General features: G+C 39.4%; 19 protein-coding genes. 5 read left to right on the top strand and 14 right to left on the bottom strand.

From position 1 onward, the window contains the following. Positions 1-71: 71 nt before the first annotated feature. The 10 genes from Q4561_RS04595 to Q4561_RS04550 are packed head-to-tail and all read right to left on the bottom strand — an operon-like array spanning position 72 to position 13139. On the bottom strand, positions 72-1052 hold the full coding sequence (locus Q4561_RS04595; RefSeq protein WP_303457919.1) for a glycosyltransferase family 2 protein: 981 nt from the start codon (positions 1050-1052) through the stop codon (positions 72-74). A gap of 19 nt (positions 1053-1071) precedes the next feature. Next, complete coding sequence (locus Q4561_RS04590; RefSeq protein WP_303457917.1) at positions 1072-2385, bottom strand: O-antigen ligase; 1314 nt, start codon at positions 2383-2385, stop codon at positions 1072-1074. Next, positions 2378-3484, bottom strand: a complete 1107-nt coding sequence (locus Q4561_RS04585; RefSeq protein WP_303457916.1) for a glycosyltransferase family 4 protein — start codon at positions 3482-3484, stop codon at positions 2378-2380. Before Q4561_RS04585 ends, Q4561_RS04590 begins: the two co-directional genes overlap by 8 nt. Continuing rightward, entirely contained in the window at positions 3481-4548 is a 1068-nt protein-coding gene (locus Q4561_RS04580) for an acyltransferase (protein ID WP_303457914.1), read from the bottom strand. Before Q4561_RS04580 ends, Q4561_RS04585 begins: the two co-directional genes overlap by 4 nt. Then, positions 4529-6409, bottom strand: a complete 1881-nt coding sequence (asnB, locus tag Q4561_RS04575; protein ID WP_303457912.1) for an asparagine synthase (glutamine-hydrolyzing) — start codon at positions 6407-6409, stop codon at positions 4529-4531. The genes Q4561_RS04580 and asnB overlap by 20 nt, the downstream gene beginning before the upstream one ends. Positions 6410-6420: 11 nt before the next feature. Beyond that, a complete protein-coding gene (locus Q4561_RS04570) occupies positions 6421-7491 on the bottom strand; it encodes a GNAT family N-acetyltransferase (RefSeq protein WP_303457911.1) in 1071 nt (356 codons plus the stop codon). Then, the gene (locus Q4561_RS04565) at positions 7491-8510 is read right to left on the bottom strand and encodes a polysaccharide deacetylase family protein (protein ID WP_303457904.1); all 1020 of its coding nucleotides are present in this window, start codon (positions 8508-8510) and stop codon (positions 7491-7493) included. Before Q4561_RS04565 ends, Q4561_RS04570 begins: the two co-directional genes overlap by 1 nt. Positions 8511-8520: 10 nt before the next feature. Continuing rightward, positions 8521-9612, bottom strand: a complete 1092-nt coding sequence (locus tag Q4561_RS04560) for a glycosyltransferase (RefSeq protein ID WP_303457903.1) — start codon at positions 9610-9612, stop codon at positions 8521-8523. Positions 9613-9615: 3 nt separating this feature from the next. Beyond that, positions 9616-10581, bottom strand: a complete 966-nt coding sequence (locus Q4561_RS04555; RefSeq protein ID WP_303457902.1) for a glycosyltransferase family 2 protein — start codon at positions 10579-10581, stop codon at positions 9616-9618. Next, positions 10578-13139, bottom strand: a complete 2562-nt coding sequence (locus Q4561_RS04550) for a hypothetical protein (protein ID WP_303457901.1) — start codon at positions 13137-13139, stop codon at positions 10578-10580. The genes Q4561_RS04555 and Q4561_RS04550 overlap by 4 nt, the downstream gene beginning before the upstream one ends. 187 nt (positions 13140-13326) lie before the next feature. Between Q4561_RS04550 and Q4561_RS04545 the strand changes: the two genes are divergently transcribed. Beyond that, a complete protein-coding gene (locus Q4561_RS04545; RefSeq protein ID WP_303457899.1) occupies positions 13327-14526 on the top strand; it encodes a TIGR03087 family PEP-CTERM/XrtA system glycosyltransferase in 1200 nt (399 codons plus the stop codon). Continuing rightward, a complete protein-coding gene (locus tag Q4561_RS04540) occupies positions 14523-15104 on the top strand; it encodes an acyltransferase (RefSeq protein ID WP_303457897.1) in 582 nt (193 codons plus the stop codon). The genes Q4561_RS04545 and Q4561_RS04540 overlap by 4 nt, the downstream gene beginning before the upstream one ends. Here the strand turns inward: Q4561_RS04540 and Q4561_RS04535 are convergent. Continuing rightward, positions 15079-16206 carry a GNAT family N-acetyltransferase gene (locus Q4561_RS04535; protein ID WP_303457895.1) on the bottom strand — a complete coding sequence of 376 codons (1128 nt, stop codon included), beginning with the start codon at positions 16204-16206 and terminating at the stop codon, positions 15079-15081. The genes Q4561_RS04540 and Q4561_RS04535 overlap by 26 nt on opposite strands. A 101-nt stretch (positions 16207-16307) precedes the next feature. Between Q4561_RS04535 and prsT the strand changes: the two genes are divergently transcribed. Beyond that, positions 16308-19013, top strand: coding sequence for an XrtA/PEP-CTERM system TPR-repeat protein PrsT (gene prsT / locus Q4561_RS04530; RefSeq protein WP_303457894.1), 2706 nt, complete (start codon positions 16308-16310; stop codon positions 19011-19013). A 186-nt stretch (positions 19014-19199) separates the two neighbouring features. Then, positions 19200-19946 carry a PEP-CTERM sorting domain-containing protein gene (locus tag Q4561_RS04525; protein WP_303457893.1) on the top strand — a complete coding sequence of 249 codons (747 nt, stop codon included), beginning with the start codon at positions 19200-19202 and terminating at the stop codon, positions 19944-19946. A 353-nt stretch (positions 19947-20299) separates the two neighbouring features. Here the strand turns inward: Q4561_RS04525 and Q4561_RS19810 are convergent, their stop codons facing one another. The 3 genes from Q4561_RS19810 to Q4561_RS04510 form a co-directional block, all read right to left on the bottom strand. Next, positions 20300-22306, bottom strand: coding sequence for a ThiF family adenylyltransferase (locus tag Q4561_RS19810; protein ID WP_368411517.1), 2007 nt, complete (start codon positions 22304-22306; stop codon positions 20300-20302). 8 nt (positions 22307-22314) lie between these two features. Then, a complete protein-coding gene (locus Q4561_RS04515; RefSeq protein WP_303457892.1) occupies positions 22315-23139 on the bottom strand; it encodes a PEP-CTERM/exosortase system-associated acyltransferase in 825 nt (274 codons plus the stop codon). A gap of 83 nt (positions 23140-23222) precedes the next feature. Continuing rightward, on the bottom strand, positions 23223-23975 hold the full coding sequence (locus Q4561_RS04510; protein WP_303457891.1) for a YdcF family protein: 753 nt from the start codon (positions 23973-23975) through the stop codon (positions 23223-23225). A gap of 49 nt (positions 23976-24024) precedes the next feature. On the opposite strand from Q4561_RS04510, the gene Q4561_RS04505 reads away from it, so the two are divergent. Next, the gene (locus Q4561_RS04505; RefSeq protein WP_303457889.1) at positions 24025-24798 is read left to right on the top strand and encodes a serine protease; all 774 of its coding nucleotides are present in this window, start codon (positions 24025-24027) and stop codon (positions 24796-24798) included. The last annotated feature ends 107 nt before the right edge of the window (positions 24799-24905 follow it).

Here is a 24905-nt window from a genome sequence, read left to right as displayed (position 1 = left end):
TAGGAATTTTGAATGACAAAAGGTTCTAACTCATTAGATGATCATGGTAACTTGTGACCACCAAGCCGAGACTACTTGAATTTCGAAAGGCAGGCTTTATAGGTACATTTTAAAGCGCTATTGAAGGCGCCAATATTGCTTGGCCATATCAAAAAAGCGGACCAATACACGCTAATTGATTCAACGTATTTTTCTTGGGGCTCAAGCGCTGCGTATGCATAGTGCCATGCTAGCGTTTCAGACAGATTTTTCTTAACGTAACGCTTTTGTTCAACTGTAAGAGAAAAATCTTTCAAAATTATACGCCAATATTTTATGAAGTTACTTTGAACACGTTCCATTCTAGGTGCATCATGATTACCTCCACAATTCGTAATATTGTCATCATGTGCCCAGTAAATAGCATGATAATTCTGTATATGGCCAATCTTCAGTTGTTGTGCAGAAAGCCTAAGGTTATATAAATTATCAGTTGCTGCCTTTAGAGATTCGTCCCATCGTATGTTTTTGATTATTTCACGTTGAGCTACGATGCACTGAGTTGTAATAATTCTACCTCGAAGTTGATAGTCAAATGCTTTTTCTTGAGAAAAGACAAAAGCATCTTCAACCTTTTCAAAGGAATATTTTTCTAATTCAATCTGGTCGTAATTAAATACTTCACCTGATTCTCGGTATTTTCTTAATGGGTTCGCGGACATTAAGTTAATTTTTTCAGGATATTTTTCTAGATAATAGACCATGATCTTAAGATGGTCTTCAATCCATTCATCATCGCTATCTTGGTACGCAACATATTTTCCGTTAGCCAGTTCAAGTCCGGTATTTCGTGCCCCGCTAGCGCCTTTTATATGGCTGTTACTAAAACATTTTATTCTGGAATCTAGTTCTAAATGCTTCTGTAGCAATGCCACTGTTTTGTCTGTACTACCATCGTCTATTAACAGCAGCTCCCAATATGGGTAGGTTTGTCGCTTAACCGTAGAAATTAATTGTTCTACGTAATGTTCACGATTGAAAATAGGAACGATAATTGATACGAGTGCAGTCATATATTTTGTTTCCCAATGCTCAACTTTTGGCTCTATTAATATAAATATTGTGTGCGGCCATGAAGAATAAAATTAACCAATACAAAACCTCAGCACGATGTCTATCTAAAAAGGTCATCGTGACCATGAAAGTGATCAATGAACCTTCTAAGGCGCAGATGAAATAATATTCGTATGGTTTACTCTCCTTAAAGAATAATGCCTTTAGAGTTTTAGCTGTTTTGAAGCAGGAATAAATCATTAGAATAAAGAACAGAAGACCTAAAAAACCGACTTCTGCAAGGGCTGAAAACCAAGAAGAGTGAACCGACTTTACGCCGCCGGATTCCCTAAGATTTCTTCCCACAAACGTATCGGCAGGTATATATTTATTTGCGTGATAATTAAATCCGTATGCTCCAGTTCCCAACGGGTGATCGAGCGCCAGATCAAAAGCTGCTTTCCAGTAAACAACCCTAGTACTACCTGTTTCTCCTTGCTCATTCACACCTTGAGCTTCCTCTTTTAAAGACAAAAAACGATCGGTAAATCCGTCATCCATAATAACACTAAGTCCAATAACACCAATAGCGACTAATCCGTAAACAGTTGCTTTTTGAAATTTGGCTTTAATCTTGCCTTTATATAAATTGTAAATAAAATAAGCGCTTCCAACAATCAAGCCAAGAACGGCGCCGCGGCTGTTGATCAGTACAAGAGCATTACACAAAAAAGCGAGGCTTATTAAGCACACGACTCTTTGCCACAATTTATTTGAGCTCCATAAATAATAAATACCTAGTACTACTGCAGGCGCAATAGCGGCTGCTATTCCATTTGAATCGGTAGAGTCAACGGTACCTATTCCTTCTACTCTATCACCCCGATTCCTCCCGATTTGAAATGTATAGAAACTTAGATACCAAGCACCGAAAATGTAACCGAAAATAACGAGCTTTAAGTCTTTTTCGGAGTTAATTAATTTGTACGCGATGGAAACTATCACTACTAATTTTAAAAAATATATAGTAAATATGTCGTGCTTCAATGGCAAAGATGCGAAACCATAAGCTATGATGTGTGTTAACAAAAATAAATACACCCACTTCGTTTGTGGTACATTAAATAATTTGTTTTTAGACAGCTCTTTGTATTTAAAAAGCATTAGTACTGCCATTAAAACAACCACATAGTAAGAAAAACTCAGATCCGGTATTGACGAACCCCACCATCTTTTCGGAGGATTGAAGAAATATACGGCTTGATACACTAAGAATGCGTAGATAGGGGCCCTGCTAAAAGCCATAAACAGGCCACCGAAATATGTTCCCCAGAATAATAAAATGTTAAGCATTTTGGTGTAATTCTCTATAACCTTTCAGATATTTTTTTAGCATCACACCAACGGCAAAGTTTTGATGGAATATTGCTATAGCATGCGTTGCAAACTGTTCACTAAGTTCTTCTCGCGTGGCCTCTATCATATTTTGTGTAAAGCTATCAACGTCATCATTTAAGCTTACCAATCCGTTTAATTTGTGCCTAATAACTTCAGCATTACCACCAGCGTCAGTTACAACACATGGTTTACTAAGCGCCATAGCCTCTAGTAATGTCATCGAGGTTCCCTCACTTAATGACGATAGCAGAAATACATCGAAAGAGTTTAATAAGGCTGCTGGCTTAGAAATATAGCCAGTGAATATTACGTTTTGCTCTATACCGAGTTTATTGACTAATAATTCGAGAGGCTTTCTCATCTCGCCATCGCCGACTATTACGAGAAATACATTTTTTAAAACGGGGACAACATTGGCGAATGCTCTTATCATCATTGTCTGATTCTTTATAGGATCTAACCGGGCGATTGTACCAAATATAAATGCATCATCAGGGATAGAAAGCTCAGATCTTGTTTGCTCCCTACTGGTTTCAACGCTCAGTGTGGCAATGCCGTTATAAACAACTTCTATATCATTTTCTGGAATATACTCGTAATCTATTAAGGCTTGTTTAGTAGCCTCGGAAATTGCTGTAACTTTATCTGAAAGTTTTAGCAAAATTGGGTTTATAATTCTACGCTTCCAACTACGTGAATCTGGGTAAAAGCGCCCATGCTCAGTAAAAATAACTTTTGTATTTGTGTATGCAGCTGCTAATGCACCATATACCCAAGGGGTGTACTGGTGGCAATGTAAAACGTCTATATTATTCTCTTTTATATGCTTTCTAATTGCTTTGATTAGCGTTGTATCAAAACCAGGATTACGTTCTTTTATTGTAATTGCAAAGCCTGAATTTTTTAGTTCTTCACCCCAAGGGCCTAAAGGGGATTCTATGCAATAAATTGACATTTTAATGTTAGCGTCAGTATTACCTTCAATGATGTTTTTTATCACCATTTCGGTTCCGCCAATGCGCATGTCAAAGGTAACATGTAGGACATTTATCATAAATTTTCTTTATACCGTTCAAGCTCAACTTTCTTGCTTCGAGACCTAACAAATGAGAAATTGCTTCTTACCCTCATAAAGGGAAGCTCAATTACTCTATAAAGGCATTCAGAAAGAGTTAGGGTTAATAATAGTGCTAATGCATAAAAAGCAAGAAAATGCTCCGATAAACCTATTCTTTTCAATAGCGCTAATGAGTCGATATGAAGCAGGTACATTGCATATGAACGAGTCGATATATGCATCACAATTTTTGATAAGTAGCCACTGGGTGAGTAGTTTGTTTGATCGCCCCAAAGAATCCAAATACCGAAAAGCACTGATAGCAACAATTTACTTGGATCAACTATTTCCCACTCAGGGTTATATCGCGCTAAATAGAAAAATAAATAGGCAAAGATTGAAACAGCAAGAGATAAGTTAATATTGGCTTGCAATACATGCCAAATACTGGCTCTATAATGCTTTATGTAGGCAAGAAGTACACCCATAGCACAGCAATCAAGGCGCACATGCGTTTCATTTAATGATGTGTAAAGATCCAAGTATCTAAAAAGTGTTGGGCAAATTAATAAGGTAAGTAATACAAATATTTGATAGCGTTTTGGTAGTTTGAGAGTAAATACAAACAATGGTGCGATGAACAAGTAAAACTGTTCTTCCACCGATAAAGACCAACTTACGTAAAATATATCTAGGTTGCCAATATAATTTTGGAGGAAAAAAAGGTGTGCCCAAGGGAAAGAAAAATTATCCTTGGTAATATATAACTGGAATATGGTTATTGTTAAAACAGCATAGTAGGCAGGCATCGTTCTCATCCAGCGCCTAAACCAAAACCTTGAAACCTCAATATCACCGAATTGTTTCTTTTCTATAAGTAACTGATTTCCGATTAACCACCCTGACAGTACGAAAAATAAATCTACGCCAGTGCCCCCAAATTGCAGAGGTGCGAACATTGGCGGAGAACCATAGGCCAGAATACTGTGGCCAGTAAACACCATCATTATTGCTAGGGCCCGAAAACAATCTAGGGCGAAGTTACGCTGCATATCTTTCATACCACATTTCGAACATAAGCATGCTCCACAGCACTATGCCATGATCTTTTGTATTAGATTGATGTTCATTCCAAATGCTTGAAATTTTTAACTCAGAAAAAATCGAGTGTAGCCCTGCATTTGGTTTTAGAATTAATGCTTCGGTGGTCGCTTTTAACTCCCCTCTGAACCACTCATCAAGCGGTGTGCTAAAACCCATTTTTTTTCTGTACAGTAGGGAGTCAGGAATAAAGGGCTTAAATACTTCTTTTAGTAAGTATTTCTTTTCACCATTTCGGTACTTTTGGGTAGATGGAACAGATGCAGCAAACTCTGCTACTTGGTAATCAAGGATAGGGGCACGAACTTCGAGGGAATGCGCCATGCTCATTCTATCCACTTTAACTAATATATCGCCTGTCATATAAGTTTTAATATCGGTATATAAAATCTTACTTAAGTGGTCAGGGCCGTCAGCTTTGTTATAGGCATCAATAGTATATTGGCTTGGGTGATAATCTTTAAGCTGGGCTGCAACATCTGGTTTAACTAAACTGCTCCACATTTTGTCTGTCATCATGCTATTGGTGATGTAAAAACCCATAGCAGGGTCGTGTGACAAACTGTTAAGTAAAGACTTACCTTTTCTGCCCACAGAGCCAGGCAGTATGCCAGCTACATTTGCCAAGGTAGGGAAAAGCTTCTTTCTTAAAGGCTCAGGAAATTTGTTTCTTAGCCTATTCTCTATATCGTCGGTAGTGTACTTTTCGTACCCGGCAAACATCTCATCACCGCCATCGCCAGCTAATGCTACCGTTACCGCTTTTCGAGCTAGTTCAGAAACGAAAAAAGTAGGTACTAACGAAGGGTCAGCAAAAGGTTCGTCGAAAAAGCTAACGATGTGTTCTAAGCGTTCGGCTACATTTTGATGTACCGTATACTCATGATGTTCTGTTTTGTATTTTTCTGCTATCTCTCGAGCAAAATCGGCCTCGTTAAACGCTTTGTCATCAAAACCGATGGTACAAGTTTTCACTGGGTTATCGCTTGCTTCAGCCATCATAGCGACTACACCAGAGCTATCTACGCCACCACTTAAGAACGCGCCCAAAGGTACGTCACTTACCATGCGCTGCTTGGTTACTTTTTCTAATAAAGCTTTAAGCTGAGTTTTATGGGTTTCTTCACTTTGATGCGAAGTATTTTTAAAACTTAAATCCCAATATTCATGTATTGAAAACCCATTTTTGTTCAACACCATATAATGGGCGGGGGGAAGTTTGTGTATATGTTTAAATATACTCTTTGGGTCTGGAACGTATTGATAAGCAAAGAAATCGTAAACCGCATCTAGTCTTATTTCTCTAGGAATATTATCCAGTGCTAAAATGGCTTTTATTTCAGACCCAAACGCAAATCGCCCGTCTTGTGAATAATAATAAAGGGGTTTTTTGCCTAACCGATCACGAGCGATAAAAAGCTCTTGCTTACTTATATCCCATAGTGCAAAGGCAAACATACCATTAAGTTTTTCTAAGCATTGAACGCCTTCGCGGGCATACAGCGCAAGTATAACTTCTGTATCGGTATGGCTTTTAAACGTAACACCTTGCTGTTCAAGTTCGGCTCTAAGCTCGAGAAAATTGTAAATCTCGCCATTAAACACAATAACAAGCTTACCATCGGCAGAATACATAGGCTGATTGCCCGCTTCCGTCAAATCAAGAATACTGAGACGTCGATGGCATAGTCCTATTTTTTCATCTAAGTAGGTACCGCTAGCATCTGGCCCTCTATGATAAATAGCCTGTCCCATCGCTTCCAGCGTGGTTGTATTGCCTTCTTGATAATCAAATAGGCTAAATCCTGCAATGCCACACATTAATGTATTCCCTACAAGCTAATATAAGGGCGAATTACCGACCCAGTCGTTATTGTTAACCCCAATGGTAATTTTCTCCAAACATTTTCTATTAATGGCCGTAATTTTGAAGGGGTTTGACTATGTTCTTTTTCTTTAACGTATTGATTATTCTTATCAAGCTTTTTCCAGTTTAATAGCTGTGGCGTAGCGCCCCATTGCTTTTTAAATCGGTATGTCCCTTCTTCGAAGGTAGAGCGCCCGAAGTCAAACTCAGTGATTCCGCTATCAGCACAGTGCGCCAATAACGACCAGTAAAGCATCATATTAGGCGCTAAAGGGTTGAACTCCCTTAGGGTAGAAGCCCAAGGAATAGAAGCGTGTTTACCATTTTTTATGACTAGGCCAGCCCCTATAGGCGTATCACCCTTATATACAACAGAAATAATGCATGAATCTGTATATGCCGAGGCAATATGCTCAAACCATTTTTTTGCGTGTACTGGCGAGCCTAGGTCGCGCATATTGCGAGCGTAAACATCATAAAATTCATTTATTAGCTGTTGAGTATTGCCAACTTTAACTTCTAAACCATTTTTTTCAGCTTTACGAACCTGGCTTCTTAACTTCGATTTAAAGCTCGCTAGTAAGGTTTCACTACTCTCGGGTAACGGCAGCAGCATTCTTACTTTTTTATGTTGGAGTTGTGTTGCTTCAGTAGGCGTTTCTGCGATATCACGAATTTCAAAGTTCTGGCTGCTATGCTTAATTTGCTGAGTTTCTAAAAAACTTTGCATTTCACGAATAATTTCAGGGCTATTGGCAACTGGATAACCTACATCGCAATAGGGAAGGCTACAAAGTTGACGGCCTATAATTGGAGCTTTCATTAAAATTGCAGGAAAAACGCCTACAACTTTATTCGTTGGCGTTTCTCGGGCAATAACACCAAATATAGCGTGCCCGTATGCGTTTTTAACCGCAAGTAACCACGCAAACTTATGGTAAGCAGTAGCTTGTTCGTGAGTACTTACGTAATTATCCCATTCTTCTCGCTGGTTCGTGGTAGCAAGTTGAAAAGAAAGTGTTGGGGAGGGAGTCATTAACACACTTCCTTTAACTTAATAACTGAATCTTTTGTCGGCAAATTACTGAGTAACACTTTGGCCTCTGAAATTGTGCAAAACCTAACATTTGCTTTTGTTTCTAAATGGCTAACTAGATTTTCTATACGCTTGCAAATACGAGTGAATGCGTCTTCAACATTTAAAAGCCCCGTGGCACCATCAATTAAACTAGAGCTATGAAGGTACATGTGCACCACCGGATGTTGTTTTGCTAAACACTGATCTACAAGTGTGGCCATATCTTCACTTTTAGTTAATTCAGGGCTTAGATAAATCTTTCTCAAGAGTCTGCTGTGCCACAGAACGCCGATAGACTTAACCCAACTAAATGGAGGTTGAGATAGAGTATCGTGAATGTTTTCACCCAACTCAAAGTTTTTAATGTTGAAACCGGCGCTTACTGGTAATTCTAAAAGTGAACGTTGATTACTTGGCGCTAATGCATTTTTAAAACTAGGGAAGTAGGGATAGCCTGGCGCACCTAAGCAACTGAAAAAGTCATTTTTATAAAACGGATAAACACTTGAATCAACCTTATAGCCCTTAGATGCTAACAGCGAAAGGGTTTTTCCATTGATTCCCCATCGCCCACTTCTAAAGGATTGAGGATGAACGCCAATGTTGTGATAAATAATATCAGTTAATGCATCTAGCTTTTGTTCAACCTGTTCTATAGGGAGGTTGATTACATGAGATTCCGCTTCAGTCGTTTTACCGAAATAAGGGGGGTTACACCAAGGGTGTAAGTGGGCTCCTATCTCCGCAGCGTTATTTTTTGCGAATTGGCTTAAAATTTCACAGCCATTGGCGTCGTTAGCAATAGCATAATCTACAAAATAAGTGGGGCGAATACCTAGGGATGTACAAAAAGTTTGGAACTCAGGAAGTTTAGCTACATTCTTGACCGAGCAATCATGTTGCGGAAACTCGTCGTCCCACAGCCATTCTTCTTCTGTGTCTATAGTTAAAACAAATAAAACGTCCTGTTTAGGCATTCGCTTTCTCTTACACTAATTGCTTAAATAAATGCAGGTATTCATCGGCCATACGCTTTGCCGAGAAGTTTTCTTCAACGAAGTTTTTTGCATTAGCGGCAAGCGCTTTTGCGTAGTCAACGTCATCTAATAGCTTTTCCCAGTCTTGCTGCAGTTGTTGACTGTCATGTAATGGCGCAAGTAGGCCCGACTTATTATGCGTGATTAGTTGATCAATACCAGCAATATCATAAGCAGAGACTGGGATTTCCATTGCGCATGCTTCCATCAAGCAGCGAGGAATACCCTCAAGCGTCGATGTCATTACAAATAAATCAAAATCACGTAATAATTGTAATCGATCGTTTCTAAAGCCTAAAAATTTAACCGCTTCTTTGCTTTGCAGAGTGCCAGTATAGCGTTCCAATTCAGGTCTATCTTCACCGTCTCCTAGCAAAACTAATTCTATATCTTGTCGTTTTTTATACAAGGTATCAAAACAATCAAGTATAGCTTTCATGTTCTTTCGGCTGATCATTTGCCCAACAAAGCCAATAGTTTTGATATCGCTTGATTTTGGCGCTTTGGTAAGGCGAACTTCCTCTACTTCAGAAAGGTCTACACCATTTTGAATATAAGCTAACTTGTCTTGCTTAATATTAAATTTTTGAACATCTACCATTAACTGTTTCGACAGCGGGACGACTTTATCCGCAAAACGCATCGATTGGCAGCCTAACCAGATGAACAAACGAAGTTTGAAATCTGCAGCGTTTTCGAAACCATGGGGGGTCACAACACAGGGGATACCAGCCTTTCGTGCCGCCAGAACCCCTAAAATATCTGATTTATATCCATGCGTATGTATCACATCGATATTTTGCTGTTTAATTAATTCAGCTAATTTAGTAACGGCAGAGAAGTCGAAACGCCCCTTCATTGGGATGTAATGTGTGTTGCCAATAGGCGCAAACTGCTTCACAAGTTCAAGCTCTTCGGTTCCCGGTTCAAGGGTAACGGCCAGTTCGCTTGTTACATTGTCCGGTAAGTGCTTCGATAGCGCGAGTACCCATCGCTCTGCACCGTAAAAACCTGTGGAGCATATAAACTGCAATATTTTCATAATCTATCTATGCGAACTGGTATCAACCGTGCCGCGAACTCCTAATAATGTTCCAATAGCCCTTGCCGGGAAGTAAAGACTGTAAAATAGTAAGCAATATCCCACACTCACTTGTTTGCCAGTAAGCTTCTTTAATCTTGCTGTATAGGCTAACAATGGAATGAGCGTACCCAAAGCAAATAGAGTCGCTATTTCGGTTTGTGATAAAATTAACGCTAAGAAAAAAAGCATAACGCCGCCAGTAACCGCAAACGGCACAATAAAACTAGGGAATTCTCGTAGTGGTATGTCTCTACCCTTAAGCGATGCCAAATTTGACTGCCCTCGCCAAATTTCTTTTTTCCACATAGGAATAAAAGCTTTATCTTCACCTAAATGCACGTAGTGTGCTTTTGAAGTGTAATACAAGGTGCCTATTTGATTTACTTTGTCGGTAAAGTAGTAATCTTCGCATGTTAAAAGGTGTTCTGGAAATTGTCCCGCCTCGTAAAAAGTGTGCTTTGCTAAAAATAAGTTGCGGCCAGGAAGGAAGCTTACTTCGGTATCTAAGTCAGCATTACTTAACGCAGTTCGAATACGCTCTAAAGGCGGCGCATTGTTGCTGTTTATCTGCATAGTGCTAACTAAAGCGGTGGCAGCATCAGATTCTAGCTTTGCCTTCACAGTCTCAAGCCAATTGGGGGATAGGGCTACATCAGCATCTAAAAATGCTAAAAAACTTCCCTTTGCGTGTTCGGCACCTAGATTTCTTGAATGTGAGATAGTTTTACTTTCAGCGTTATAAATTATAGACAAATTTAACGTCTCACCAAGTGCAGAGAGCACTTGGGAAGCTGATGTATTTTGGCTTACTACAATAACCTCATAACTGTCTCTAGAAACAGTTTGGTTCGCGATACTATTGATAGTATCAATAAGCATAGCCTCACGGCCTTTGTGTGGAATGATAAAGCTAGTAAGAATACTCATGGCCTACCTAGCCATTTTTGAAACTGTGGAAAGCGCTTAACAAATTGTCTTCGCTCATTTGAAACTGAAAAGGTTTTTAAATGTGAAACTAAGTGAGAAAAAATACCGCTGTTGCTGGCATTATATTCTGCATTAGCAGTTGTCGAGTGTTTATTTACACTCGGCAACGGGGCCGCTGCGCTGCGGTAGCTCTCATAGTTTGAGTTTTGCATCATTAAGCACAACAAACGGGTTGTTGATGACTCGCTACTACTAGATAGTCGCTCAGATATTTGCTTTTCTAATTCAGCTGCTTTTTTTAGTGCGTTTTGAGCTTGAGTGTTTGACAAATAATTGGAAGCAAAATTTAATACACAAAGCTTTCGTAAATCTTGTCCGCTCCATGTTTGATTGGGGAATTCTAAAATATCCGGCTTATCTAAATATGCATACTCATTTTGCACCATCCATTGAGTGTAAAGCGCTAAGGATGATACGGCATAATTATAGTCTTCATCGAACTGACTTAAACTTTCTTTTATCGATATAAATCGACATACCGCTTGTAAAAATACGGTATAGAACCACGTGTTTTCAACATCTGCAAAGTTTCGTTCGGCTAGGTTGTCAGATGGCGAAATAGTATTTTTGATAATATCTGAGACCCAATGGATATCACTAATGTCGGCGAGCAATTCATACCTATCCATCAATGCCTGAATATAATTTCCGGTACCTCGGTCTAGCGGGTATTTTCCCGTTTTGACATTTTTAACCCCAGGCACGGCACTGTTCTTAATGGCTAACAAAGCACTCAATAAGGTACCGTCACCTTCGTAGTAATTTTTGACCCAATTTGTAATAGAGAGCACGGCATTTTTTGAAGGTGGGTATCCCGTCATTAAGTAGTGGAGTGTTAATCCGTTGGTATAGCAATGCTGCCCTCCTGGACCACCACCGCCTGCATGGTCGTCATACACACCAGTAGGTTGGTGTTTTGAATAGGTGCGATGGGTAGCAGTACAGGCTTGAACATAATGGTCGGTATGCCAAAACAACCCGCCACTGTATTCTGGCTTATCATTATTAGTGTGGTAAACATCAATATCCGCGACGTGCTTAGCTAAGTCGTCGGCTAATTCAAACCACTTTTCATTTCCTGTTACTATCCACTGGCAAAGCATGCCATAAATAGGATCGTACTGGTTATTGTAATGAGACACGAAATACTCAACGTCAGGAGATTCTGCTTTTTCGTGATCAGCATAGAGTTCACCCATGTGACGCCAGCCAAATTCGTCAATATCCAGCCTTTTTTGAAAAAATGATGAAGCACCGCTAACACCATGTTGAATCATCTTACTCAACGAAGCACTGTTATCCGTTAGAAAAGGTAGGGTTCGCGTACTTCTTACCCATTCGGGGCACATAATGATACTAGTTTGAGCAATAGCCTCTTCGGCTAAATAGAAGTGTCGTGTCTTTTGCTCCCCAGGTTGAAGCTCAACAGGGGCGCCATAGCGCGAACCTAATAAGCTAACACATGATTCACTATTATTTGCCGTGAAGGAAGACGGGAAGTTTTGCCAAAATTGATTAACTTCAAGATAGTAGGTGTTTTTCTTACTTTGAAATTGCAATATAGGCTGCGCTTGCATGCCATTGCTTAGCTCTTGTTCATCCGTGAATAACTTAAATCCTTTAAAGTTAAAGGGTAATTCATTATTTGCATTAACGTGAACCACACTTTGCCAATTATCATGGCCGCTTGATGCCTGATAAATTGATAGTGTCTTATCTGGTTCAACCGAATAGGTCTTACTATCAACCAACAGAGATATCGTTGCGTCAGTGGCATTAACTGCTAACCCAAATTCTTTAATATGGCATGAATTAGGGTCGCCTAAATCCCATTGTCCGTTCGGATGTGATGCGGCATTGGGGTTTTTAATCGTCACTTCACCTTTGATGTGACCATCATTTAGAAAAACGGTAGCGAATAGTTCGACTTCTAAATCCTTGCCATCTGCAAGTGCGAGATGCGCAATTTGAGTGATCCGAACTGCCTGATACCCTAAATGATTACCCTCTAGAGTGTATGAAAAGCTTTGAATATGACAATGAGACATATCCTTTTCTAAAAGATAAAACTGCGTATCTCCCAAAGACGTTTCATGAAATGTAAGCAGTTGTTTGCCGTCTACTTCAATGCACTTGTCATTTTGGGTTGTGATTAAAAGCTTATTTTTATCTTCTAAAACTGGGTTTGTTAGGGTGTTAGGAGAATGTTCAGCTAACGTTAACCGAACATCCATATTGGCTGCGAATTCATTGTTTTTGTCATCACTAGCAAAAGGTCGCTCTACCAGCCCCTCTACATGAAGCCATTTAATCGTCCCATCTGGCCACAAAGAGGTGGTACGAATAGTCGTATTTTCTATGTTGTTCGCATCGCGTTGCAACTTTAATGGGGCAGTAGCTGGCCATTTCCCTTTCGGGCAAGGAATACCTGCAACAAAATGCCCTACAGATGCTTGATTATTTTTAGGGAAATGAATTGAAAATACGGTTTGCGTCATTACTTCTTTCTTTTACTTCTTCCATGAATGGGTAAGCGCAGCATTACTCCACATTATTGTGCTTAGTATGCCAATCTATAACGGTATTGGGTAGCCCTAATCTATATTAACTCCCTTTGACGATGAAAAGTGTACAACGTAATATGGTGTTAGGATTAAATCTCTTAAAATAGCTTGGATGGCATAGATGTTGAAAATTTGCGTGGTAGCGCAGCGTGTCCCTTTCCCTCCTAACAAAGGCGAAAAGTTAAGAACATACCACCAAATAGAACGGCTGACTCAGCTTGGCTATCAGGTAGAGGTACTAACATTACTAGAATCGGAAAAAGACAAAGAAAATGTAAGTGCGCTAGAGTCGCACTTAAATATTCGCGTAACAGCATGTAAATTAGCGTCTAAAGCGCGCCGCTATTCATGGGCATTACTCAAGGGCCAACCGATAAGTGTTGGTGCATTTTACAGTGAAGCGCTGCAGGGCGCATTGAATCAACGTTTAGCGAGTAACTGCGATGTGGTGTTATTAACAGCCTCAAGTTTGGGCTATTACATTTTTGAGTCGTCAGAATACGGCACTACAAATTGCCATATTTTAATGGATTTCATGGATGTTGATTCTGATAAGTGGAAACAGTACGCCACCTCTACAAAATGGCCGATGCGGTACATATATCAGCGTGAAAGCAACAAAATTCGCAAATTAGAGAAACAAGCATGCGCTGAGTTTCTACAAACTTATTTAATAGCAGACGAAGAGGTCTCACTATTTCGTCGCCAAGTAACTGACGCTAAGCCTGTAAAGGTGCTTGGCAATGGTCTGGATTTTGATGCTTTCTATCCAGCATTAAGCCCTCCTAATAACGCGGCTCCCCACTTTTTGTTTACCGGCGTTATGGACTACAAACCCAATGTTGATGCCGTAGTGTGGTTTGTTAAATCATGCTGGCCAAAAATTATTTCTCGTTTTCCAGATGCCATTTTTACCATTGCAGGTATGAACCCTATCGCTGAGGTAAATACTTTAGCCAGTGTCGATGGTGTTAAAGTGACAGGGTTTGTAGATGATATTCTGCCGTGCTTTCATGAAGCTGATACATTTGTAGCGCCATTTCGTTTAGCTAGGGGCGTACAAAATAAGGTGTTGCAAGCGGCTGCATGTAAGTTGCCCATTGTAACCACTTCGATGGGCGCTGAAGGTATTGCTTTCGCTAGCCCATCGTCAATGTGGATAGAAGATAATGAAAATGCATTTGCACAAGCGTGTATTAATACAATCGAAAACAGAATTGAATCAACAAGCAGAGCGACATCAGCTTATGAGGCTATAAGAGCGGAATATAGTTGGGAACAACAGTTGAAACCACTAGAAGTCACACTGAGTTCGCTATGAAATCTATGGTAAAGAGTTTGTTTTTTCTATGTTGCGTTACTGTGATGCTGCCTTTTTCAATAGCATTCAAAGTATTCGCTCAGTTTTTAAATCAAGATCAATTGATATCCTCTTTCAGTCAAATTCTTTCAATTCTGCCGGGTAAAACGGGGAGTTATTTAAGAGCAGGCTTTTATCGCGTAGCACTTACCTATTGCTCACCTGATGCGATGATAAGCTTTGGTACGTTACTTTCTCAGCAGGATACTGAAATAGGAGAGGGGGTGTATATTGGGCCGCAGTGTAACATTGGAAAATGTTGCATTGGCAAGAACACATTACTGGGTAGCGGTGTTCATGTTATGAGTGGTAAAAGTCAACATAACTTTAGCGATCCTGATGTACCGATTAAAGACCAAGGTGGCACGTTTACAAAGGTAACTATTGGCGAAAATTGTTGGATTGGTAATTGTGCACTTATTATGGCTAGTGTGGGGACTGGGAGTATAGTTGCAGCTGGCGCAGTGGTTGTAAATGATGTACCTGATGGCGTAATTGTAGGTGGTAATCCGGCTAAAGTTTTGAAACAAATCGGTTAAGATACGTCTTTACTTTGTTAACAAACCAAAGCGTTTTAGCAAAAGTAGAATTGTTCCATATAGTTAATGATTCAAAATGATATTTTTCATTAGCTATTGTTCTTTTGTATTGCGCCTCACCGCCCAAGAAATCATATACCTGATAGCCCAAAGACGCGTAATGGGCCATGAGAGCAACGTGAATGAGATAACCTGATTTAATATGCTTATCAGGAACGTTTTCGTTAACACCGCTGCAGTAAAACTCTACTTTTTTATTGGACAAAAAATTATAACAAATACCAAGTAATAGCTCTCCAGCCTTCACAGCGATTAACTCTACTCGCTCAGGGTGATTATCGAAAAGATACTTGTGATGCGCTACGAAATAAGGGTTGTCAAAACCACTACCGTGCTCGGTATTTCCCCAACGTTGTTTGTGCAAGCTTGCTAATTCATTAAAAGCACCTGTGTAATTTCTATTATTAATGGGTTCTACTTTAATTTCACCGCACAAGCTATTGAGCTTTTTCAATGACCGAGTTAGTTGGTGCCGGCTGTTTTTGGAGAGGGATTTGATGATAGTTTCAATAGTGTCATTAGATACTAAATTTCTTCGGTATCCGGCTATTTTTTGAGATGAAAAATTGTACCCTTGAACCCGCGCGATGTTTAAAAATGAAGTTGAGTTCAAAAGCATTGATAAGTGAATGCGAACATTAAACCAGCTGTTAAAATAACGCTTGAGTAACTGCTCGGAACAACCATCTTCGAACCTCTTGATAGCATGAATTTTATTAAACTCTACCCACACTTGGTCCAACGTGAAACTGTTGGTTTGGTTTAAAAAAAGCTGCTTTGCACAGGGTAAGAACCTATTTAAGCGTGCTTTTCCAAGCAGGGTAAATCCGACCAACTCATCATTACCGCTGTAAAAAGTTATGACATCGACATTAGCATGCTCTGGAAGGGAGTTTACCCATGCTTCAAACCAATGTTGGGATTGAAAAAAGCTAATTTTGCCAGACTGAGCCCAAATAGACGCAGTTTCTATTGACGCTATTGAGCTTTTTGAAAAATCACAGACGTGAAGGTAACTAGCAGCTTTATTATTGTTATTCACTTAAGCAATGTCCTGCTGTACCGTTATGTGTTAGAAAAGAGAAAGATATATGGTTATGATTACAAAATATAGGATATCAGTCTAGTTCTTGGAGAGAATACATGAAGACAGTACTTGTACCGTTAGTCGCGATAATAGCAGTTCTTGTAGGTGGTTGTGGCGAAAAAGACCCTGAAGCTTTGATGCTCTCTGCTAAAGAACATTTAGCATCAAACGAAAAACCAGCTGCTATTATCGATTTGAAGAATGCCTTACGAGCTCAGCCTAAAAACAGTGAGGCAAGGCTGCTGCTAGGAAATATCTATATAAGCCAAGGCGCATTTAATAGTGCCTCGAAAGAACTAGAGTTTGCCTTAAAAATGGGGCAGGACAGCAATCAGGTTTTCCCAAATTTAGCCAAAGCATATTATAACCAAACTGATGCTGTTTCGTTGAAAAAGCTGGTGGAAGATGGAGAGGAGCAGAGTATTGAGCGGCTAGACATTGTTTATGCTTACGATGGCTTACTTTCATTAGAGCTGGGAGATAGACGTGGCTTCAGGGCAACTCTGCGAAATCTAGAACGCATTGCACCTGACAGTGATTACACAAAATTAGCAGATGCTTATTATGCTCTTGCAAAGGGCGATGTAGCTAAAGCCGTTAAAATTAGCGATAACCTATTAACTTCCGACACTGTTTTAGAAGAAACCTATTTCTTAAAGGGCCAAATATCGGTTGCTAAGCGCGACTTTGACGATTCGGTTAAGTACTTCAAAACCTACACAGAATTACATCCACAAGATATGAGAGGTAGTATTTTTCTCGCTAATGCCTTAGTTAGAGCCGGTGAATATGACGAAGCTAACCCGCTTCTTAATAACTTACTTCAAGTGAGCCCCAACCAACCCTATGTCAACTTTTTAAAATCCCTTGCCCTTTATCAAACTGGCAAACTAGAGCTAGCGTTTGGAGCTGCTGAAAAAGCACTTCAAAACGGAATGAATAACACTTCGGTACGTGTTATCGCGGGTATTAGTGCGCTGGGAACAGGCAAAAAAGAAAGTGCGTACGACCATTTGAGCTCTTTAAAAACAAGATTAGACCCTGATAGCCCTGTTTTAAAAATACTAACTGGGTTAAGTATTGAGTTGGGTTATTTGGATGAAGAATTAGATAGCTTATTGAATCAGGAAGCGCTTACAGAGTCAGATGTTTTAATGTTGTCTTCAGCTAGTGCTGAGTTAGTGAAAAGCGGAAAAATTGATAGAGCAAAAGAAGTGATGTCAAAATTAGATGACGTTTCTTTACAAACTGAAAGTGCACTAATCTCTAGGGGGATAGGAAATATTAAAGTGGGAGAGTTATCTGGTATAGCCGATCTTGAAAAAGCCCTCGAAATTGAGCCTGAGTCAGTTGCTGCTAATACGTTTCTTGCAAAAACACTCATAGATACAAAACAATATGACAAAGCTATTCAGCTTTCTAAAAAATGGCAAGAAGCTAACCCTGATGATGCTTCGGGTTTTGCTTTAGAAGGGCTAGCTCTTAATCAAATGGGCGAGGAAGAACAAGCGCAAGTTGTACTGGAAAAAGCGTTGAATTTAGATAACCAGAACACAATTGCGGCCGTCTATTTTGCTGATGAAAGCTATAAAAAAGGTGAAATTGATGCAGCTATAGGTTTTCTACAACCCTTAACAAAGAAACCAAATACCAGCACCTTTGTGTTAGAAAAATTAGTGTCGTTATACTCAGAAAAGGGTGACGTAGAAAGCGGAATCAAAGTTTTTCAAAGCAAAATTGATGAGGCCGAGGCTGTTAAGAAAGGTACATTGCAAGTATCTCTAGCAAGAATACTCTTTCAACTTCAACGGTACGATGATGCAGTGAGTATTCTTGAGTTAGTGGGTCCTGATGGTCATTCAGAAATATATTGGATAACGTTAGGAAATAGCCTTTATTTTAGTGGCAGAGTTCAAGAAAGTATTGAATCGACAATTCAATGGATAGATGCCGATAGCAATTCTGAAACAGCTTACGCGAGACTGGTCAATTTATATGAAAGAACCAGGCAGTTGTCCAAAGCGATGGACACCGCTAGGGAAGCTGCAGAACTTTTTAAAACGAACAGGTTTCAAGTATTGTTAGCTGACATAGCCTCTAAAGCTGGGGACGGGAAGTTAGCAAGATCTAAATTTAATAATATCTCTCCTGACCTTCGTGACGAGGTAACGATTCAGACACTAGAAGCACAAGTGTTACTCTCTGAACGTAAACCCTTGCGCGCGTTAAACTTGTTAAAAGAAATATACGAAATAGATGAGTCAGTCAAAGTTGCATGGTTGGTTTCTAAAGCGTATTTGAGTTTAGGAGAGAAGAGCCAGGCATTTAACTTTTATAATGAGCATTTAATATCAAGCCCTGAGGATAGGAATGAAGCCAGTGAAATGGATCTGGCAGAGTTAGCATTACATGCTGAGCAATACAAAGTCGCAATAAATATTTACGAAAGTGTAATTCAAAAAACGCCAGATAACGCAAAAGTTAATAATAATCTCGCTTATTTGTATAACCAAAATGGTAATACGGAATTAGCATTACAACATTCTGAAAAAGCCATTGCTGTCTCCCCTGATAGCTTTTCCTACTTGGATACTCGAGGTACAGTGTTAGAAAGTAGTGGAAACTATGATGGTGCAGCAAAGGTTTACGAAAAAATGTTCGCGCTAGCGCCGAACAGTAAAGGTCTTGTTGAGCGTATGATAAGTGTCTATTCGAAAGTGGGTGATGAAGAGCGAGTAGCTCAATTAGAAAAGGTGTTGTAAATGTTCAATTCTTTAAAGCTGTTCAATATTGTCAGGTACTTTTACAACTTTTAAAAACTATGGATAGTCTTTTTTGTAAGTACTTGTTTTGATGTCAATTATACTTTTGGCATCTTTAGTGCATTACTCACACTGAGCGAAGATTTAAGCCGTGCTTTGCATTCAAATTTTACAAAGGAAAAAATTATGAACACATTTAAAAGAGTTTTAGGTACAGCTGCGATCGCATTATCAGCATCTATGCCAGTTAAAGCTGATATCGTTCTGGATAACTTCACTTACTTTACCGACGCTGCGCTTACAAACCCGCTAGGTGAAACCGCACTAGTAACTGGAGACGCTCCCTTAAACATTTTCTCGATTATTGGTGCAGCAACGTCGTACACGTTTAATGCGACAGGTAGTTCAATCAATCCTAACGTTACCACTGGTACTGGTAATCTTTCATATTCGGCTGGTGCCAATAATGATGTTTCAGACCTAACCGTAACTTACTCTTCTACTCCTCTCGATTTTACTGCTTTTGGTGAAGCATTCTATGTTGTTGTTGAAGAATTGAATGTTGGTACCGATGATGGCGATGGTGTTGACGATGGTTTCGATACTGTTTTAGGTGATGGCGACTCTGAAGGCTTTAGCGTAAACGTTACGGTTGAAGATAGTGCGGGTAATACAGCAACAATCTCTGCTCTTGAATTCAACAATCAAATTTTAAGCCAAACTCTAATGTTTAGTTTCGCTTCGTTTACTCTATCTGACCCATCATTCTCTTTTGCATCTTTGGTTTCTGCAAGCGTAAATTACGTAAACGAAGGTGATGGTGCAGACTTCATCATTTCTGAAATTGGTGTTGTTCCAGAGCCAGCTGCATTAGGTGTGTTAGGTCTAGGTCTTGTTGGTCTTGGCTTCCGTCGCCGTAAAAATGCTAAATAATTGCTAATATAAAATTAGTAATCTTTTTTTAAATGCCAGTGAATTTCACTGGCATTTTTGTATGTGTAGTTGCTTAATATTAGTTTGGATTTAACGTGTGTATTGCGGCTCGTTAAAAATGTAATTATCAATTATTTTAATCGCTATAAAGCTTTGCCCTTTGCTTCAAAAAAGCGTTGAAAATAAGCCTTTACACATCGTCTATTGCAGTTAGCAGCTATCCTTAGCTTACTAAATATTAAAATAATGAATTGAGTTTAATAAATGTTTAGATTTAAGAGGATATCTAGAGTCTGAACGTTGTATTAAAGCTCGACTAATAGCAACAGGGCTTAAATACCATGATTCACAGGCTACTCTGGCTTAGTTATGCTGAGCTCATCCAGAGAGTATCGTACAGACCTAAATTCAGGGACTTCGCTTCTTCCTAATCTACCCATAAATACTATTTTCTTACTAATCTCATCGCCGAATATATTTTTATAATTCTCATCCATCTTGTCAGCGTTTTTTATAGTAATGCGGTTATCAGTAAAAGTTACATTGTTACGTAGGTAGTTTGAGAATATGACTGGTGTTTGGCAGGGTTGAAACCCTAAATTTAATACTGAACTTTCTAACCAAAACCGTTGAACAGCTCTACCCGCACTAAAAAAGTCTTGTTCTGATGTTGGCTCTTCATCTGCAACAATAGCAAAAATGGCTGAAGATTTTAAAGCTGGAACGAAATCCATTAAAAACCTAGGTACCACAGTACCGCCAAGGTATTTCCCCATAAACTCAAGTCTAGGCCAGTTGCTTAAAGACCATTTTGTTAAAGCAACCGTTAGTGGATCTACGCCCAACGATTTTGCAGGGAGTTTATCTTTGCTGAGTTCATTGTTACTAAGCTGCTCTTTCGAGGAGTCTTGAGATTTTGGCGTAAATTCAATAATTTTGCTGTGAACATCGAAGCCTTCTTTCATTGAAAGGCGCGTTTTTCCGTTTCCATAAAGCAATTTGGCCATAGAAAATTTATCTTCAAAACTCTCTTTCCAAATAATGCTGTATCCTGTTGGCAAAGCTTTTTCAAGCTTGCCCTTTTCTATATTAGATAAGGATAGGGTGCCCATAGGCTTACGCTGGACAGTTCGTCGTTTGATATGAGCGTGAAGTTCTTTATCGAATTTAGGTTGTACAGCATTCAATTCAGACAGTGTAATTAGAAATTTATAACGGCTCTTGTGATCAGTTGTTGGCTCGTAACTTACATCGGCCTGGTAGCCAATATTACCTGCTGCCAACTTGATATTTTCAATAAGGCCACCCAGTGCCATTTGACTGGCACTACCATCTAAGTCATAAACTACCCAATCTCTGGTGTCTGTCCCATACACTGCGCAGGATGTTTCGCTTTGAATGTCGAATCGCCAAACTTGAGTATTGTCCCCACTAGGGGCCCAACGAGCGGTATCCAATACTTTTTCAATTGGCGAAAGGGGGAGGGCGGCGGGAAGAGGCTCTTTTTCTTTTAGTACTATACTTTTTGCAACGTTAAACATCAGCTTTTGTATAGGGTTTCTATTACCCATAGGGCGCCATGTCTTCTTCAGCTTATTAGTATAAGCATCGAAATGAATTCCATTAGGCGCGCAAGGAACTTTGCCTCTGTTCAACAGCAATTTGAGAACATAAGTTTCAGCGAAACCTGCACAGAGTTTAACGGCAGTGATAGTTGATGGGCCTTTCTTCGCTTTAAAGTCAGCTTTTGTTGGGTCTACCAAATAACTTCTTTGAAGCATAGAAGGTGATAAGCCAATAAGAAATTTCACATACTGCTCATCTTCGGTATCAGCATCTTCGAATCGGAAGTACTCTTCAAATGTCATTCCGCCCGGAAGGAAACATAATATAGCTGTACCCATTCCCATGGGCGCGGCCGTGATGACCGGTATTCCTTTTTCTTCACATTTTTTAAATAGGAGTTTGCGTGCTCTAAGAGCAAAAAAATCTAAACTATCGACATAAATGTCTACATCTTCTAAGAAACGGTCTACGTTTCCTTCATTAACTCCATCTTCGAAAGAGGTGATATCCGCCTCAGGGTTAATATCTAAGCCTATATTTACCATAGTCGAGCACTTAGGCTTATCTATTGTTGATATAAACGCCCCTGCTTGCCTATTAAAGTTGTGTATTTCGAACTCATCAAAGTCAGAAACAGAAAAACGGCTTACCCCTAACCGTAATAACGTAATAAAGTGTTCACCGCCCACGCCTCCCATTCCGGCAATAGCGACTTTTTTATTTTTAAGAATCTGTTGCTCAACGTCGGTCAACCAGCCAATATTTCTTGAAATGGCACTGTCATAATCGAACATGTTTGTATCTACCCTTTAGGATGCTGATTCACTGAGTTTTGTATATTTTCGAGCATGACTTTAAAGCTCGGTCTCAGATTGGCATATAGTAAAGATGGGTTTATGTAGTACGGAGCCCGTTTTCCATGATATTCAACGACAGGACCAATCTGCTCGAATTGAATTCCAATAAAGCGCATACTTCTAGCTAATCGGGGTTCCATCATTACATAAGTGTGTTTAATGTCATTGTGCATCACAAGCGCAGCAGCTGAAAAATATAACCCAATAGCGATAAACGGAAAGCATCGAAGCTCATTTTCTGAATAAGTGTATTGGTTAATGACACCCGTTGCAGCACCTTGATATTGATCCATTACACGTTTTCGGAACTCTTGAGGAACGGCTAGTCGCGATATCTCGCAAACTTGATGGCGTTCAAAGTGAGTAGGATTCAGTGTTTCGTGGGTTATTGAATTAAGACAATATTTTTCAATGGGCAACTGTTGATGACTTTCTTGAGGTTTAACTAAGCGTACAGTGCCAGCATAATGGTCTGAACCTTTATGCTTGATTAGACAGGGCGTTGAAAATTCGTCAAATTCATCTTTCTCTTGTGAATCATCTCTTAATGGTTCAAAACCGAGCTCTTCACAGTATACATTGTGCCGGATTTGGTAGCTTTCTGCCTTTAGGTTTTGAGTTTGCGCAACTACAGGTGCGAGATAGTTTGAAAAATGCGTTGAGATAAAATTAGCTTCACGCAGTTTCTCGTAACCACCTAAAAGCTTGCCGACCTTTGAAGTTGGGCCGACTATCTTTTTTACCTTACCAAGAAATGATTTTGAAGCCACTGTAAATGTTCTTCCGTTATAAAATTGTTAATAACATATCTGATTTTAGCAGATGTCAGCACTCTTTTAATTTAATCTTTGTGCTAATTGCCAAAGATAAGGTACTTTAATAAAGCGATATATTCATAAAATGCCTTTCTTGTTTTGTCTAATGAAGATGCCGATGGCGTGGTAACGAAAGGCTTTAATTCTCCAGAGCTTTGGAAGTCTACACCTTTTACTATAGCCCGAATATCAGCATCTTTTAACATCATCGACACACGCCTTTGATGTGTTGCACTGGTAACGGCTAATACTTTAGCGTTAGCGTAACTTTTTTCGAGGGCTCTTATCTCTGTGAATGTACTGGTGCCCTCATTGAGTGTAATTATATTGTCTGCAGACATACCTAAAGATACCAACAGCTCTTGCGCTTTAACGGCGTAGCCTATTGTTTCATCAAACAGAAAATTACCACCTGTCAATATAAGCGGCACTCGATACTGTTCAGATAACATTTTAGCTTGAAGTAATCGTTGTAAGGAGCATTCGTGCCAACGTGATATTTCAGGTACGGAACCGTGGGTAGAGTAGTAACATGCTGGCGTATAGATATATTCGGGGACTTCGAATGTTTCACTTTCTTCATCGAATCCGAATTCAAGGGGATATAGGATGATACTTGAAACCCAACTCTGTGAGAAAATCATCAGAGAAATAAAAGTAATCGACAACAATAGTTTTGCAGAATTTACTTTGGAAGAATAGAGTAGCCATAAACTTGCAGCGAAAAACGCTGCAATTAAACAGAGTGGCGAGATGATAAAGAGTGTAATTTCACGAAAGAAACTTATCATTTGTGTTTTGTACTAGGCAAATTATGTAACGTGTTTTAAGGAAAATAACATGAAAAATATAGTAAGACTTCTTCTTTTTTCTTTCGCCGTATTAACAAGTTCTGGCTTTGATTGTTATGCGAACAACAATTCTTTTTTCCCCGATGTAGTTAAAGAAGTATCAAAAGGTACGGTAGCCATTGCAGTTAATGCACCGCTTAAGCATTCTAGCCCCAGAATATTAGGTACCGGTTTTGTAGTAGGTAATGGAAAATACGTAATAACTAATTATCATGTGGTGTCGGAACCTCTCGACCCTACCATTGTTGAAGATTATGTTGTTTTAAGCGGAGAGGGAGCCAAAGTTAAAATGGTTAAAGGAACCGTTGAGCATATTGACCCTCAACATGATCTTGCTTTAATCGTTCTTTCTGAGCCTTTGACACCCTTGAAATTGGCAGATGAAACGCTACTGCCAGCAGGCTCTGAAATTGCGTTCACCGGCTTCCCGATTGGTGCAATACTCGGGTTGTTTCCTGCCACACATAGAGGTTACATTTCTGCGTTAACACCAGATGCCATACCTGCAAGAAGTTCCGACCAATTAACACTGGAAATGATGAAAAGACTAGTGAGTACAAGCAAAATTTATCAGCTTGATGCTACGGCTTATCCTGGAAATAGCGGTAGCCCCGTTTATGATATTCACTCAGGTAAGGTTGTTGGAATTATTAACAAAGTCATCGTAAAAGATACCAAAGAAAGTGCTTTATCCAACCCTACTGGAATTTCATATGCGGTCCCCGTCACTTATATTCATAAGCTTCTATCTAGGACTAATTGATAAGTCGCTCTGAGTTCAACATTAATGGGAAGGACGGTACAATACATCTATTACAAAATAGATGTATTGAACAGTAAAGTTTGTGTCAGGTATATTAACACTATAAA

The organism is Alteromonas sp. 1_MG-2023 (assembly GCF_030547075.1).
In the GTDB taxonomy this organism is placed as follows: domain Bacteria; phylum Pseudomonadota; class Gammaproteobacteria; order Enterobacterales; family Alteromonadaceae; genus Alteromonas.
Note: the sequence above shows the minus strand (reverse complement) of the source record. Positions and strands in the feature narration are given on the sequence as shown.

Coding starts and splice junctions, on each gene's coding strand:
- Q4561_RS04580 (WP_303457914.1), bottom strand. CDS start 4,548: ATGAAAGATATGCAGCGTAACTTCGCCCTAGATTGTTTTCGGGCCCTA.
- Q4561_RS04585 (WP_303457916.1), bottom strand. CDS start 3,484: ATGATAAATGTCCTACATGTTACCTTTGACATGCGCATTGGCGGAACC.
- Q4561_RS04560 (WP_303457903.1), bottom strand. CDS start 9,612: ATGAAAATATTGCAGTTTATATGCTCCACAGGTTTTTACGGTGCAGAG.
- prsT (WP_303457894.1), top strand. CDS start 16,308: ATGAAGACAGTACTTGTACCGTTAGTCGCGATAATAGCAGTTCTTGTA.
- Q4561_RS04505 (WP_303457889.1), top strand. CDS start 24,025: ATGAAAAATATAGTAAGACTTCTTCTTTTTTCTTTCGCCGTATTAACA.
- Q4561_RS04555 (WP_303457902.1), bottom strand. CDS start 10,581: ATGAGTATTCTTACTAGCTTTATCATTCCACACAAAGGCCGTGAGGCT.
- Q4561_RS04510 (WP_303457891.1), bottom strand. CDS start 23,975: ATGATAAGTTTCTTTCGTGAAATTACACTCTTTATCATCTCGCCACTC.
- Q4561_RS04550 (WP_303457901.1), bottom strand. CDS start 13,139: ATGACGCAAACCGTATTTTCAATTCATTTCCCTAAAAATAATCAAGCA.
- Q4561_RS04565 (WP_303457904.1), bottom strand. CDS start 8,510: ATGCCTAAACAGGACGTTTTATTTGTTTTAACTATAGACACAGAAGAA.
- Q4561_RS04525 (WP_303457893.1), top strand. CDS start 19,200: ATGAACACATTTAAAAGAGTTTTAGGTACAGCTGCGATCGCATTATCA.
- Q4561_RS04590 (WP_303457917.1), bottom strand. CDS start 2,385: ATGCTTAACATTTTATTATTCTGGGGAACATATTTCGGTGGCCTGTTT.
- Q4561_RS04545 (WP_303457899.1), top strand. CDS start 13,327: ATGTTGAAAATTTGCGTGGTAGCGCAGCGTGTCCCTTTCCCTCCTAAC.
- Q4561_RS04570 (WP_303457911.1), bottom strand. CDS start 7,491: ATGACTCCCTCCCCAACACTTTCTTTTCAACTTGCTACCACGAACCAG.
- Q4561_RS04595 (WP_303457919.1), bottom strand. CDS start 1,052: ATGACTGCACTCGTATCAATTATCGTTCCTATTTTCAATCGTGAACAT.
- asnB (WP_303457912.1), bottom strand. CDS start 6,409: ATGTGTGGCATTGCAGGATTTAGCCTATTTGATTATCAAGAAGGCAAT.
- Q4561_RS19810 (WP_368411517.1), bottom strand. CDS start 22,306: ATGTTCGATTATGACAGTGCCATTTCAAGAAATATTGGCTGGTTGACC.
- Q4561_RS04540 (WP_303457897.1), top strand. CDS start 14,523: ATGAAATCTATGGTAAAGAGTTTGTTTTTTCTATGTTGCGTTACTGTG.